At 63.1% G+C, this 13,083-nt stretch carries 12 protein-coding genes; 3 read left to right on the top strand and 9 right to left on the bottom strand.

Annotated features, from left to right (window positions below; genetic code table 11):
* Positions 1–240 precede the first annotated feature (240 nt).
* Positions 241–552, bottom strand: coding sequence for a hypothetical protein (locus ACCQ06_RS16585; protein ID WP_228323939.1), 312 nt, complete (start codon positions 550–552; stop codon positions 241–243).
* Positions 553–989: 437 nt separating this feature from the next.
* On the opposite strand from ACCQ06_RS16585, the gene ACCQ06_RS16580 reads away from it, so the two are divergent.
* Entirely contained in the window at positions 990–1,997 is a 1,008-nt protein-coding gene (locus ACCQ06_RS16580; RefSeq protein WP_228323940.1) for a sensor histidine kinase, read from the top strand.
* Positions 1,994–2,344, top strand: a complete 351-nt coding sequence (locus ACCQ06_RS16575; protein WP_104616098.1) for a response regulator — start codon at positions 1,994–1,996, stop codon at positions 2,342–2,344. The genes ACCQ06_RS16580 and ACCQ06_RS16575 overlap by 4 nt, the downstream gene beginning before the upstream one ends.
* Here ACCQ06_RS16575 and ACCQ06_RS16570 read toward each other — a convergent pair.
* The 3 genes from ACCQ06_RS16570 to ACCQ06_RS16560 form a co-directional block, all read right to left on the bottom strand.
* Positions 2,296–2,781 (bottom strand): hypothetical protein, encoded by a 486-nt coding sequence (locus tag ACCQ06_RS16570; protein ID WP_228323941.1) that lies wholly within the window; start codon positions 2,779–2,781, stop codon positions 2,296–2,298. The genes ACCQ06_RS16575 and ACCQ06_RS16570 overlap by 49 nt on opposite strands.
* 350 nt (positions 2,782–3,131) lie before the next feature.
* Entirely contained in the window at positions 3,132–5,300 is a 2,169-nt protein-coding gene (locus tag ACCQ06_RS16565; RefSeq protein WP_228323942.1) for a methyl-accepting chemotaxis protein, read from the bottom strand.
* A gap of 635 nt (positions 5,301–5,935) precedes the next feature.
* Positions 5,936–6,142: a hypothetical protein gene (locus ACCQ06_RS16560; RefSeq protein WP_170068645.1), complete on the bottom strand. Its 207-nt coding sequence runs from the start codon at positions 6,140–6,142 to the stop codon at positions 5,936–5,938.
* A gap of 223 nt (positions 6,143–6,365) precedes the next feature.
* On the opposite strand from ACCQ06_RS16560, the gene ACCQ06_RS16555 reads away from it, so the two are divergent.
* Positions 6,366–7,076: an rRNA pseudouridine synthase gene (locus ACCQ06_RS16555; RefSeq protein ID WP_316687721.1), complete on the top strand. Its 711-nt coding sequence runs from the start codon at positions 6,366–6,368 to the stop codon at positions 7,074–7,076.
* A gap of 1,189 nt (positions 7,077–8,265) precedes the next feature.
* Here ACCQ06_RS16555 and ACCQ06_RS16550 read toward each other — a convergent pair.
* The 5 genes from ACCQ06_RS16550 to ACCQ06_RS16530 form a co-directional block, all read right to left on the bottom strand.
* Complete coding sequence (locus tag ACCQ06_RS16550) at positions 8,266–9,024, bottom strand: hypothetical protein (protein WP_316687718.1); 759 nt, start codon at positions 9,022–9,024, stop codon at positions 8,266–8,268.
* A 157-nt stretch (positions 9,025–9,181) separates the two neighbouring features.
* Complete coding sequence (locus ACCQ06_RS16545; RefSeq protein WP_104616104.1) at positions 9,182–9,586, bottom strand: response regulator; 405 nt, start codon at positions 9,584–9,586, stop codon at positions 9,182–9,184.
* 78 nt (positions 9,587–9,664) lie between these two features.
* Positions 9,665–10,147 (bottom strand): hypothetical protein, encoded by a 483-nt coding sequence (locus ACCQ06_RS16540; protein WP_104616105.1) that lies wholly within the window; start codon positions 10,145–10,147, stop codon positions 9,665–9,667.
* Between the two features lie 136 nt (positions 10,148–10,283).
* Entirely contained in the window at positions 10,284–12,080 is a 1,797-nt protein-coding gene (gene recQ / locus ACCQ06_RS16535; RefSeq protein WP_104616106.1) for a DNA helicase RecQ, read from the bottom strand.
* Positions 12,081–12,516: 436 nt separating this feature from the next.
* Positions 12,517–13,065, bottom strand: a complete 549-nt coding sequence (locus tag ACCQ06_RS16530; protein ID WP_104616107.1) for a Dps family protein — start codon at positions 13,063–13,065, stop codon at positions 12,517–12,519.
* Between the last annotated feature and the right edge of the window lie 18 nt (positions 13,066–13,083).

Genomic DNA, 13,083 nt, shown 5'->3' with positions numbered 1-13,083 from the left:
TCCAAGCTTTTTAGTCGATGGTTCGAGTCCATCGTGACCCACCATCTAGACCAAGGCTTCAAGCCAACCCCATGCTCCGCAATCGGGGGAGGGCTGCTGCGCAATTATCATGCTGCACGCGTCCGCAGCGCCTTGCGGTTACGCATGGGTTGCTCAGTCGCCGCGATGTTCGTTCTCGCCTGGCGATTGCGCCTGAAGCAGGCTGATTCTTGAATCAGCACTGCTCGCCGGCCGCAGTGATCAACCCCTGCAAATCCACTTGCCGGTGACCTTGAAGGTCTTTGCGTTGATCGCGCGGGCATTGACCTGGCCGAGCTGCACCGAGGTGGTTTGCGGAAACGCGTCGCGGCACTGCGCGGCACCGTCGGCCCATTGTTGATTGAACACCTCGGTCCTGCTCGGCCCGGTGTGGGTGAACGATGTCATCTGCTCCGTGCGGGAGACGACATGCAGCGATGTTGCGGCGGCAGTCGTGGCCACGCTGGAGCAGAGGATGATGCCGAGCGACAGCATCGCGGTCGGAAGAAAGGTTTTGTGCGAGAACGAAGGCATTGTCTGACCGATTCGAGGGGTGGAAGGATGGGGTGTTGGTCACTTTCGGCGGTAGGCTACGGTGCGCATAAGACGCCGAGGTGACCGTGGGCTTGCGAATCGAATGGGTTATTCCGGCGTTCATCGCCGGGTGGCGATCGCAGCGAAGCGCGTGTCCAAGCGCTGATCCGTCAGGCCTTTCGCGGACCTGGATCGCGGGTGAAGGTAATGCGGCGGTCTTGCGTCACCATCAGTGCATGCAACACCTGTCGCAGCAGCGCCGGTGCACGCGTTAGGTCCAGGCCGCTTCGCGATGACCGACGTATCTGCCTGATTTGCCAGGTATGAGGCAAGAGGGGGGTATTCCGGTTTGGGTGGCCCGGATCCGGATGTCGGCATGATCGCGCGTTCACGGCAATCACTTTATTGTGCGGTCCAACCTCAGGACCATGACGGGAATGGCCGAGTATCAGGAGGACGCCGCAAGGTCGCGGATTTACGAGGCTTTGTTACAGGCCACGCCGGACCTTTTATACGTGTTCGATACCCAGCATCGCTTCGTCTACGCCAACCAGGCGCTATTGACGATGTGGGGCATACGCTGGGAAGACGCGTCTGGCAAGACGTGCCTGGAGCTGGGCTACGAGCCGTGGCATGCCGCGATGCATGACGAGGAGATCGAGCGCGTCATTGCCACGCGTCAGCCGATTCGGGGCGAGGTGCCGTTTCCGCATACGGTCAAGGGATTGCGGGTCTACGATTACATCTTTACGCCGGTGTTCGGGCCGGATGGCAACGTCGAGGCAATCGTCGGCGCCACGCGCGACATCACCGAGCACAAACAGCACGAGCAGCATCTGCAGTTGTTGATCAACGAGCTCAACCATCGGGTCAAGAATTCGTTGGTGATGGTGCAGTCGTTGGCGCGTCAGTCGTTCAACAATGCCGATAGCCTTGCCGATGTGCAGGAAAAAATCGACGCGCGCCTGCTCGCGCTGTCGCGTGCGCACGACACGTTGAGCCGGGAGAACTGGGTCAGTGCAGATATTCTGGAGCTGACCCGCGATGCGGCGGCGCTGCACGCACCGCGCGACAGTCAGCGCTTTACGCTGCTGGGTGATTCCTGCCGTCTCGATCCGCGACGCGCGTTGGCGCTCTCGATGGCACTGCACGAGCTGTGCACCAATGCCCTCAAATATGGCGCGCTGTCGTCGTCCGAGGGCTCCGTGCAAATTGCATGGGAACGCCAGATGCGAGACGACCAACAGATACTCGAGCTGACATGGCAGGAGTCCGGTGGCCCGGCCGTGGAGCCGCCCACGCGCAAGGGCTTCGGGTCGCGCATGCTGGAGCGTGGGTTGAAGCACGATCTCAAGGGCGACGTGGAGCTTGCGTTCGAGCCTACCGGCGTGCGGTTTCGGGTATCCATTCCGTTGCCGGTCGAGCTTGCCGAGGTGCGGCTGTGACCGTGCGCGTGTTGTTGGTCGAGGACGAATCGCTGGTCGCGATGCTGCTGGAAGATTGTCTGGCCGAGCTGGGCTATGAAGTTGCGGCGACGGTGGGCGATGTCGATGCCGCGCTTGAGGTGGTACGGCAGGGCAAGCTGGATCTGGCGGTATTGGACGTCAATCTGGGTGGAACGCTGTCGTTTCCGATTGCGGAAGAACTGGATGCGCGTGGCGTGCCTTACATCTTCGTGACTGGCTATGCGCAAGGCGGAATTCCGGAGAAGTTCCGGCATCGGCACGGGCTGCAGAAGCCCTTTCAGTTTCGCGACCTGAAGGCTGCGCTGGCGCAGCTGCTGCCGGAGTAAGCAATCAAGACCGACATCCCGCGGCTGCCTGCGGCGTGGTGACATGGCGCAGACGCGCGTATTGGCAACGGTCGGCAGCTACGGTCCAGCAGCTGCTGACGCACTGCCACGACGCAGCTTTCCTCGACTGCCAGATGCACGAAGGCGCTGGCGTATTCCCGCTTGCCGGTGCCCAGATCGAGCGTTGTCAGCTGGGTGCTGCCATTGCGCTTGAACGTGTCGATCGCCCTGGTGACGTTCTTGAACGGCACGCTCGCATCGTTGGATGAGCGGCACAGCGAGATGCGGTTGCGCGGGCGCCAAGCGAGCAGTTCGTTGCGTTGCAGGTCTAGTTGCAATGGGTCGAACGGATTGTTTGCGACGTCCTGAAGAAAGGCCGCGGTGAAGTAGTCCTTGATCTTGCCGACCGGCGGCAACGTGGTGACGAGATCGCTCACGCTGCGCGTTCCGGGGAATAACGCTTCCAACTGTGCGGCCCACGGGGCTTGATACGTTTGCGCGGGCGCCAGGTAGATGTTGTGGTGAGTGCGCTGCATGGAGGTGATCGCGTAGCTCAAAAGACCAAGGCAAAGCTGCTTTCTGCCACGGTGTTACGCCCGGTCAGATCGTCAATGCCGATTCGCTCGGCGCATGCTGCGCCATTCTCGCTCGCGCATCCGCGTTACACGCAAGCGCTTGCCGATGGCGTAATGGGTGAATACCCAAAGCAAGAGAGCGCCGGTTGGCGCTCTCTTGCTGACATGCCGCAGTCTTGTGGTGTAACGGCAACCTTGCAGCCGTAGATGGATCAGGCGTTGGCGACTTTGTGGAGTAGCCGTGCGACCGGAGCGGCTGAGCGCATGTTGGTTTCTTGCACTTGGCGCGCATCGATTCTGAAGATGGCCACCGCGTCGGTGAGCTGCACTGCCTGCTCTTCCATCGAGCGTGCGGCGGCAGTGGCTTCTTCCACCAGCGCGGCATTTTGTTGAGTGGTTTCGTCCATGTGGGTGATGGTCTGGTTGACCTGTTCGATGCCGGCCGATTGCTCCTGCGATGCCGCAGAGATCTCTCCCATGATGTCGGTGACGCGTTGCACGCTGGCAACCACCTCGTCCATGGTCTTGCCGGCGCTACGCACCAACGCCGAGCCATCGGCCACACGCTGCACCGAGTCGTCGATGAGGTCCTTGATCTGCTTGGCCGCACCGGACGAGCGCTGCGCGAGCGTGCGGACTTCGGAGGCGACCACTGCGAAGCCACGGCCCTGTTCGCCGGCACGTGCCGCTTCCACCGCCGCGTTCAGCGCCAGGATGTTGGTCTGGAACGCAATGCCGTCGATGACGCTGATGATGTCGGCGATCTTCTTCGAGGAGGCTTCGATACCGCTCATGGTCTCGACAACCTTGCTCACAACGTCGCCGCCTTGCGAAGCAACACGCGCGGCACCGATCGCCAGTTGATTGGCCTGGCGTGCACCCTCGGCATTCTGTTTGACGGTGGATGTCAGTTCTTCCATCGACGCTGCGGTCTCTTCGAGATTGGCCGCCTGTTGCTCGGTACGTTGCGACAGATCCTGGTTGCCGGCCGCGATCTCGCTGGCAGCCGCGTTGATCGAGACGGCCGATTGCTGGATGTTGCCGACGATCTGCGCCAGCTGGCTGGCGGTGGCATTGGCATCGTCGCGCATCTGCGCAAATACGCCGCGGAAGTCGCCACTCATGCGTGCAGTCAGATCCCCGGCGGCGATGGACTGCAGCAGCGACGACAACGACTGCAGGTTGCCGTCGGCGGTGGACATCAAATGATTGAGGCTTTCGACCATGATGCGGAAGTCGAACTGAAAACGCTCGACATCGCCGCGCGCGCTGAAGTCGCCGTTGGCGGCCGACTGCGCCAGATGCTTGATCTGGTGATTCATCGCCGACAGGTTGAGCTTGACCTGCGACATGGTGTTGCTGAACACCGCTTTTTCACCGGGCAACGGCTGCATGTCTTCGGACAGTTCGCCAACGGCATAGCGGCCCATGATGCGTGCCAGATCGGTCTGCACGGCCACGTGCGAGGCCACCAGCAGATTGGTGTCGTTGGCCATGCGGCCGTAGTCGCCCGGGAATGCCGAAGCATCGATACGGAAGCTGATCGTGCCGGCGTCGTGATGCCTGGCCATGTCGGTCTGTGCAGCGATCAGGTTGCGTAACTGCAGCTGCATCTTGTCCATGGCCTGCAGCAGACGACCGGTTTCATCGTTGGCGGTGGTGTGGACATCGTTATGCAGATTGCCGGCGGCGATGGCTTCGGCGGTGCGCGTGGCCTGGCTCAGTGGCTTGGTCAGGCTGCGCGTGATCAACCACGCCAGCAAGGTGCTGATGACCAGCGCCGCAATGCCGCCACTTGCCAGGATGGCCTTGCCGCGATGCATGGAGGCCACTGCTGCGGCATAGGCCTCCTTGCTGAGGCGCCGCTCCAACGCGGCGTTGTCGCGAATGGCGGCCTGCTGCTCATTCATTGCAGTGGCTGCGGCACCTTGCAACAAGGCCTGCGCCTCCTGATTCTGGTCGTGAATACCGTAGTCGAGAATCTGGTTGTTGAATTTGACCGAGATGTCGCGCTTTTCCTGCACCAGCTTGAGCGCAGCCTTTTCGACGTCGCTGCTGGGCATGGTCGCCAGTGCAGCCTGAGATTCCTTGTAACGCGCGCGGTTGTTTTTGACCATCTCCATTGCGCGGCGGTTTGCTGCATCGCCCGATACCATCACGATGTCGCGCAGGCCGATCGCCACGTTGGTATTGGCGTCGAGCATGTCGTTCGACAGCCGGATGCGCTCCATGTTGTTGTTGACGATGGTATCCAGCTCATAGCGGGCGTTGGACATGGTGATCAGGCCGGTCGCCACAAGCAGACCCGACAAGAGAATCAAAATGCCGAAAGCCGTGCCCAAGCGACGACCGACATTGAAGCGTTGCAAATAATCGTTCATAACCGCATCCAGTTAGCGCAGCTGAAGGGCCCAGTGGATGCGGGGTGCATCCACTCAAGCGTCTTGCCCAGCTAGCGGCTGGAGACGGGCGTGCTAAAGCCTTCCGTTCTGTAACAGTTACAGCGGATTCATTGCGCGGAAGAGATTCCCCGACAGCTGTCCATCGGCGCCTGACATCTTGATCGCGTCAGAGGCATGGAGCGCAGCTAACGTCGCTTTTGTGTGCACGTTAAATAGATGTTGCCGATGCTGAAAACAAGCGCGCAATAAGCATGTTGTCGCTTCGTGTGTGCAGAAATCCGCATCGATGCCTGATGGCGTGCGCCATTTGTCAGTCGCGCTTGTAACACTTGGCTGGATCGATGCGTGTCGCCTGCAGAACGCTCGTTCTGCCGCGCGTGAGGCGCTGGTACGCGCGCCAGATCCCGTCTTGCTCACAACCTGCAATGGACTTGCGCGGATTCGCTGGAGCGACAGCGAGAGATGCGATCACGCGGCGTAGGTCGACGTTGCGCCCGTGCCCCGCAGTGCAGGGCGATGCGGGCCAGCGTGAAGCAGTCTCGGCCGCGCGCATTGCATCTGGTGATGAGGAGAACTTCAGCAGCAGGGTACGCGCGCGGCGCTGCGCACGGGCATCAGCCTTCCAGCGCAGCCAGCATGTCGGCGTGCAGCTGTTGTGCATCGGACTCGCTGTTGAACCGCGCAAAGACTTCTTCGCCGGAGAGCAGGCCGACCCGCACGGAGTGGCAGTACGAGCCGAAGCTTTCGCCGGCGTTGAACGGATCGCTGATAACCGAGATATGGGCGAGGCGGACCCGGGTGGTGCCGAACTTGATGAACATCTGCGAGCTCCTGTGTGAGTGCTGAGTTTCCCACTTTGTGGTGCAGGGCAGAAGCATGCATGGATGAAAGCGCGTCGGTGAGGTGACGCCAGGCAGTGCCGCAGGGTTCTTGCGGTTTTCGTGGCGTGGCCCGCCCGTGGAGCGCGCGACTGGAGAGGCGTGCGCCTCGCGCATTCGGCAAGCCAGCACGTACACTGCCGTGCCCTGATGCTGAGCTTGCCCGATGTCCGATCCCATTCGTCTCGACAAATGCGTTGCCGCGCAGTTCGGCTGCTCGCGTGGCGAGGCGCAGCAGTACATCGAGGGCGGCTGGGTCAGCGTGGACGGGGTGGTTGTCGAAGAGCCGCAGGCCCTGGCAACCGCTGCGCAGGTGATGCTCGCACCGGATGCCGTGCTTGAACCCGCCGAGCCGGCGACCTTGCTGTTGCACAAGCCGGCAGGAATGACCGCCGACGCCGCAGTGGCACTGGCCAACCCGGCAAGCCGGAGCGAGCTGGACAACGCCGAGTTGCGCGTGCTCAAGCGGCATTTTCTGCGTCTCAATGCGCCGTTGCCACTGGAAGACGATGCCAGCGGCCTGCTGGTGTTGAGCCAGGACGGCCGGGTATTACGCAGGCTGACAGCCGATGCCAGCTCGATCGAGCAGGAATTTCTGGTGGAAGTGCGTGGCGAACTGCGCCCGTACGGCATGGCGCGTCTGGCGCACGGTCTGGTGTATCAGCAACGCAGCCTGCCGCCGTGCAAGGTGAGCTGGCAGAACGAAGAGCGGCTGCGCTTTGCGATCAAGCATGTGCAGCCAGGCCAACTGCGCTACATGTGCGGCGAGGTGGGGCTGGACGTGGTGAGCATCCGTCGGCTGCGCGTGGGTCGCGTGTCGCTGGGCAAGCTGGCCATCGGCCAGTGGCGGTATCTGCCGACAGGCGAGCGCTTTTAAGCCGCACCTTGATGCGTGTGCGTGCAGCTTCTGCAAGCAGCGCGCTTGACTGTAGCTGCCATATCGGCCAAATCGTGCGCTTGGAAAAGCGAGAGTTGCTTCAAGCGGCTGGTTGCTCTTTCCGAAGCTCTGCGCCGTCGCAACTCGAAAGCATGAATCCTGTTTCAAGATTCTTGTATCAAGCAAGGTCGACGCAAGTCGACCGACGCCTGAGCGGCTGCATCGCACGCAGTCGCGTGCAACGCGTGCTTTGTTGCGGGCGATCGCCCGGCCGCTTACTTCTTGTTGCGCCTTTTCTTGGCGCGGGTCACCAGCCAGAACACCACGGCGATGATCCCGATGACCAAGATGGCGAAGGCCGGTGTCAGAAACGCGTTGTCGCCCATGGAAATCTCCTGAAAGTCATCTGCAGCCAAGCGCTGCGCTGACGTTAGCCTAGCGAGCGGCTTGCTTGATCGCGTGAAATGCGCTGCGTTGTTGCGCCAACGTGCGTTTGCTTCGCCTGAAGGCCAGCAGCGCTGTCGTGCAGCTCGGGGGGCATTGATGAAGTACACGCCAGATGTTGAGTGTGGATACGACGGATGCGATGCATGCAGTCAGCGCGGTGACGTCATGAGCTTGGGTCCGATGTGTGGCAACTGCTGCGGTGTTACGACCAGCGACGATCAAACAGCGCGACGCATGCGAACAGGACACGTACTGAGCCACAGCGTGGATCGATGAGATCGGCGGGCAGAAGAGATCGATTGGATCGGCAAGCAGATCAGCGATGGTCGCCACATGCACAGATTGCCACAGGGATACGGCTCCCATCGTCAGGCGAACTTCGCTACATCCGGTCGAAGTGCACCTCTCGATCAGCAGGCGCAATTGCTTTCGCGCGGAAAAAACACGTGCAGGCAATCGGATCAAACCCAACCGAGCGCAGTCATCGCGTTGCAGTAGTCTGACGAATCCATCGCCTTGCGCAAACGGCACGGCGCCGTGTAGGTCTGCATCGGCAGTGTTCCGGCAGGGGCGTGCTCAGCGCCCCGCGAGTTGAGCGACCCAACAGGCCTCGCGTCCGGTGGCTGCAGTTTAAATGACGCAGGCACCAGGTAAATCGGGGGCGCGCCGACAGGCTGTGGGGGCGATTCCGACAGTCGCGCCGCCCAGGACTGCGCCCGTCTTCGAGCGCAGTCGAGGCAGATCACTGAAAGCTGGACGTGCAGCGGAAGCCGGCACAGTCGATCTGCACCGTGCTGCCGCTCTGGCAGGTGGCAGTGAAGCGGGTGAGGCCAGTCGCCTGCACCGGGCCGCAATTCAAACCGCTGCTGATGCTTTGGGCGCGTGCCATCGACGATTCGCTCGACATCGCCGGGCCTGCAGGCTTGGTCGGCGCCATCGCGGCGGCGGACGATGTCGCAACGTTGCCAGGCGCGGCGGTGGGAGCATCGGCCGCCAGCGGCGTTGTGACCGCTTCGTTGTGCGTGCGGCCGCTTGCCGCCACGCCACCGCCTTGCGTGGTCTCGCCCTGCAGTGGCTGCCCGCGTTCCTCACGATGGCGGTCGAAGCTCAGCGTCTGCCCGAACACCAGCTGGATCCAGCTCGGGTAGGTGTACCCGGTGCCCTTGTTGTGGTCGACGATGGCGCCGATGGCGCCGCCGATCAGGATGTTGCCCCAGATGCCCATGTTGGCTCGCGAGATGGAGCGGCCCGCCGCATCGCGCTGACCGGGCAGCACACAGCTGACCTGCAGATCGTGCGCGGACCGGCGCACCTGTGCGGTCTGGCCGGACTTCAGGGTGACGCGCCCCTTGTCGTTGCTGATGGCGCAATCTGCGCCGGTGATGGTTTGGCCGTCGGCGGTCTTGGTATCGACGCGAATCGGCTGGGTCGCGTCGTTCATCACCGTTGCGCACCCACTCAACGCAGCCATGGCAATGGCTGCGGTCACTAGCTGTTTCATGTTGTCCCCTGGCGTAAAGCACAGCGGCACCAGGCGGGCATTGCGCCGCGGCCTGGGGACAGCTGTGTCGTGATCAATCCCCGTTGCCGCCGCATCGCGCGACGGCTGGCATTTCATACCGGGATTGTGGGCCGCCGTCCAGTTGCGGCCGTGCGCGTCAGACGCCCGGGGTGGCGAGCACGCGGCGTTTGGCCATCACGCTGCGGATGGCAGTGAGCAGTTGTTCGGGGGTGTAGGGCTTTTCCAGGAAGGCCACGCCATCGGGCAGGATCTCTTCCACGTATTCCACCGCCAGGCCGGAGGTCAGCAGCACGGGCAGGTTGTATGGCGCATGCGCGGTTTTCAGCGCAAGGTCCACGCCGGTCAGGCCGCCGGGGAAATGGATATCGGAAAACAGCACATCCACGCGCGGGTCGCTGTCGATCAGGGCGAGCGCTTCTTCGACCGATCCGGCGCTGCGGCAGGTAAAGCCGTAACTTTCCAGGACAAGGCAGCTGAGTTGTCGGGTGCCGTCTCCGTCTTCGACGACGAATACAACTGGCCGTTCCTTGTTCTGTGACATGAGCACGTCTCGTAAGGCAAGCCACATTCTCGGCGATGCGGCAGTGAACCCCCCGTCAACGCAGACGCAGCCGTATGGTTACCAGCCGAACGGGCCCGGACCATAGCCGCCGGGTGCGTAGCGGGGGCCAAAGACCGGGCCTTCGCCGCGGCCGACGCTGATGCTGACGCCGATCTGATGCGCCTTGCCGTCGTCGTCGTAATAGGTCTTGCAGGAGTTCAAATTGACTGCCTGCCAGTTGCTGTTTCCGCCACGGTTGGAATAGCCCATGCCGGTCTCGACCGCACCATGCAGCTTGCCCTGGCATTGCTCGGCACGTTCGGCGGCGATCGAGGCAGCGCTGGGGCGTGTGAGGGCCGGACGGGGGCCGCTCTTGTCGCCGTAAAACGTTCCCGGCGGGTCGGTGCTGTATTCCGGGTCGGAGCGGTACTGCAGTGGCGCCTGCGGGACGCTCAGGTCCAGCGAACGCGCGCTGGCTGGCTCGGCGCTGACATCGCCGGTCTGGGCGAGCGCGCCACCGGCGGCAAATAGAGTGGCCAGGAGAAGCAGGCTGCGTTTCATCGGTTCAACTCTAAGAGGGACTGGCAGCGCGTGCCAGCTCGCCTTGTGAAACTAGCAATGGCTGATTGAATGCGCGCTGTCGATTCCCGCCAATTGTTGTGTCGAAGCAGGCATGGCGCTGGCACACGCTGTTGCATCAGCCCTGCTCGCGCACGATGTCGATCAGCTGCGCGCCATAGCGGGCCAGTTTGCCGCCACCAATGCCGCCCACGCGCGACAACGCATCGATGCTGGTCGGCCGCTGCTCGGCGATATTGCGCAATGTGCTGTCATGGAAGATCACGAACGCCGGCACGTTCTGTTCCTTGGCCAGCTCCGCGCGCAGCCCGCGCAAGGCGTTGAACAACACCAGGTCCTGCGGCTGCACCGGCAAGCCGGTGCGCTGCGCGCCGCGCTCCCGTCCGGCGGCCGGATTCTCGCGTCGCATCATTACCTGACGCTCGCCCTTGAGGACCTGGCGGCTGGCGTCGGTCAGGCGCAGGCCGCCGTGGCCCTCGCTGTCGACTTCCAGCAGGCTGGCGGCCACCAGCTGGCGGAACACGCCGCGCCAGGTGCGCTCGTCCAGGTCGCGGCCGATGCCGTAGGTGCTCAGTTGATCGTGGCCGAGCTGTTTGATGCGCTCGTTCTCGCTGCCGCGCAGGATGTCGATCAGATGACCCACACCGAAGCGCTGGCCGCTGCGGTAGACGCAACTCAAGGCCTTTTGCGAGGCCACCGTGGCATCCCAGGCGGCCGCCGGGGTCAGGCAGTTGTCGCAATTACCGCAGGGTTTGGGATAGGTCTCGCCGAAGCCGGCCAGCAGTACCTGGCGGCGGCACTGCATGGATTCGCAGTAACCGAGCAGGTGATCGAGCTTGGCGCGTTCCAGGCGCTTGCGCTCTTCGGCTGCTTCGCCCTGTTCGATCATCTGCTTGAGCAGCACCACATCGCCCAGGCCGTAGCAGAGCCAGGCTTCGGCCGGGTCGCCATCGCGGCCGGCGCGGCCGGTTTCCTGGTAGTAGCCTTCCAGCGATTTGGGCAGGTCCACATGCGCGACGAAGCGCACGTCCGGCTTGTCGATACCCATGCCGAAGGCGATGGTGGCGGCCATGATGATGCCGTCCTCGCGCAGGAAGCGACGCTGGTTTTCTGCGCGCACCTCGGCCGGCAGGCCGGCGTGATAGGGCAGGGCATTGAAGCCTTGCGCACACAGCTGCTGGGCGGTTTCTTCGACCTTGCGCCGCGACATCGCATAGACGATGCCGGCGCAGCCGCGATAACGGGTGAGGAACTCCTGCAGCTGCTTGCGCGCGTTGTCCTTCTGCACCACGGTGTAACGGATGTTGGGGCGGTCGAACGAGCTGACGAAGTGGCGTGCGTCCACCAGATCCAGACGCTCGGCGATCTCGCGCTGGGTGGGCGGGTCGGCGGTGGCGGTCAAGGCCATGCGCGGGATGTGCGGCCAGCGCTCGTGCAGCACGGTGAGCTGACGGTATTCCGGGCGGAAGTCGTGGCCCCATTGGGACACGCAATGCGCTTCGTCGATGGCGAACAGCGCGATGCGGCTGCGCTCCAGCAACGACAGGAAGCGCTGGGTCAACAGGCGCTCCGGTGCGACGTAGAGCAGATCCAGATCGCCTGACAGCAGGGCGCGTTCGACCCGTTGCGCGTTTTCTGCATCCAGCGTGGAATTGAGGAATTCGGCGCGCACGCCGAGCTGGCGCAGGGCTTCGACCTGGTCCTGCATCAGCGCGATCAATGGCGACACCACGATGCCGATGCCATCGCGCAACAGCGCTGGCACCTGGTAGCACAGCGACTTGCCGCCGCCGGTGGGCATCAGTACCAGGGCGTCGTTGCCGGCAGCGACGTGTTCGACAATGGCTTGTTGCGGGCCGCGGAAGTCGTCGTAACCGAAGACGCGGCTGAGCAGTTCGTGGGCGGGCGAAGACATCCACCTAGGATACCGTGCGGGTCAAGCCCTGGTCGGTGTCATGCCTGCACCATTGCGTGCCGACTGGTCGGGGAACGCCGTGATGTGAGGGCGTTGGATCAGCTGTGTGTGAGGTCTTGTGAGGTTGAGCTGGATGAGGCTTCGCACCGTACCCTCACCCAACCCCTCTCCCGCAGGAGAGGGGCTCAACAACCGACAGCACACACAGCCCCCTGAGTCAGGGGGCGCGCCGAAGGCGGGGGGTGTGGGGATGCGTAGTGGGGCCCGACGTTTGCAGAGCAAACGTTGGGGGACCTGTCCGCGAAGCGGAGATGGCCGCAGCCCCCTGAGTCAGGGGGCGCGCCGAAGGCGCAGGGTGTGGCAGGCAGTGAGCAGGCGCCCAAGGCTTCGACGCAGCGAAACCTTGGACAAACCCGCAGGGGCGAAGCCCAACGGGTTACTGCAGCAGCGAGCGCAGCATCCAGGCGTACTTTTCGTGGGTCTGCAGGCGCTGGGTCAGCAGGTCCACGGTCGGGTCGTCGCCGGCGTCGTCGGCCGTGCCCAGTACCTTGCGGGCGGTGCGGCACACCGCCTCGTTGCCGCTGACCAGCTGACGCACCATCTCCCGCCAGTCGGCGCTGTCGCTCAGGCCCGGCTCTTCCGGGATCGAGGTCAGGGCGACGAACTCGCGGTACGAGCCCGGTGCGTTGTAGCCCAGGGCGCGGATGCGCTCGGCCACTTCGTCCAGCGCGGCCCACTGCTCGGTGTATTGGGTTTCGAACATGGTGTGCAGCGAGTTGAACATCGACCCGGTGACGTTCCAATGGAAGTTATGGGTCTTCAGATACAACGTGAAGGCGTCAGCCATGTAGCGGGCCAGACCGTCGGAGATCTTCTTGCGATCGCCGTCCTTGATCCCGATATCGATATGCGGCGCCGACGCGGCAGCGACCGGCAGGGCATCGTTGATGACGACGGGCTTGTTGGCGTTCTTTTTCTTGGACATGGGATGGCCCTTCTGAGG

Source organism: Xanthomonas sp. NCPPB 4467 (assembly GCF_041475665.2).
GTDB lineage: Bacteria > Pseudomonadota > Gammaproteobacteria > Xanthomonadales > Xanthomonadaceae > Xanthomonas > Xanthomonas dyei.
Note: the sequence above shows the minus strand (reverse complement) of the source record. Positions and strands in the feature narration are given on the sequence as shown.

Coding starts and splice junctions, on each gene's coding strand:
- ACCQ06_RS16555 (WP_316687721.1), top strand. CDS start 6,366: ATGTCCGATCCCATTCGTCTCGACAAATGCGTTGCCGCGCAGTTCGGC.
- ACCQ06_RS16560 (WP_170068645.1), bottom strand. CDS start 6,142: ATGTTCATCAAGTTCGGCACCACCCGGGTCCGCCTCGCCCATATCTCG.
- ACCQ06_RS16585 (WP_228323939.1), bottom strand. CDS start 552: ATGCCTTCGTTCTCGCACAAAACCTTTCTTCCGACCGCGATGCTGTCG.
- ACCQ06_RS16530 (WP_104616107.1), bottom strand. CDS start 13,065: ATGTCCAAGAAAAAGAACGCCAACAAGCCCGTCGTCATCAACGATGCC.
- ACCQ06_RS16550 (WP_316687718.1), bottom strand. CDS start 9,024: ATGAAACAGCTAGTGACCGCAGCCATTGCCATGGCTGCGTTGAGTGGG.
- ACCQ06_RS16540 (WP_104616105.1), bottom strand. CDS start 10,147: ATGAAACGCAGCCTGCTTCTCCTGGCCACTCTATTTGCCGCCGGTGGC.
- ACCQ06_RS16580 (WP_228323940.1), top strand. CDS start 990: ATGGCCGAGTATCAGGAGGACGCCGCAAGGTCGCGGATTTACGAGGCT.
- ACCQ06_RS16565 (WP_228323942.1), bottom strand. CDS start 5,300: ATGAACGATTATTTGCAACGCTTCAATGTCGGTCGTCGCTTGGGCACG.
- ACCQ06_RS16545 (WP_104616104.1), bottom strand. CDS start 9,586: ATGTCACAGAACAAGGAACGGCCAGTTGTATTCGTCGTCGAAGACGGA.
- recQ (WP_104616106.1), bottom strand. CDS start 12,080: ATGTCTTCGCCCGCCCACGAACTGCTCAGCCGCGTCTTCGGTTACGAC.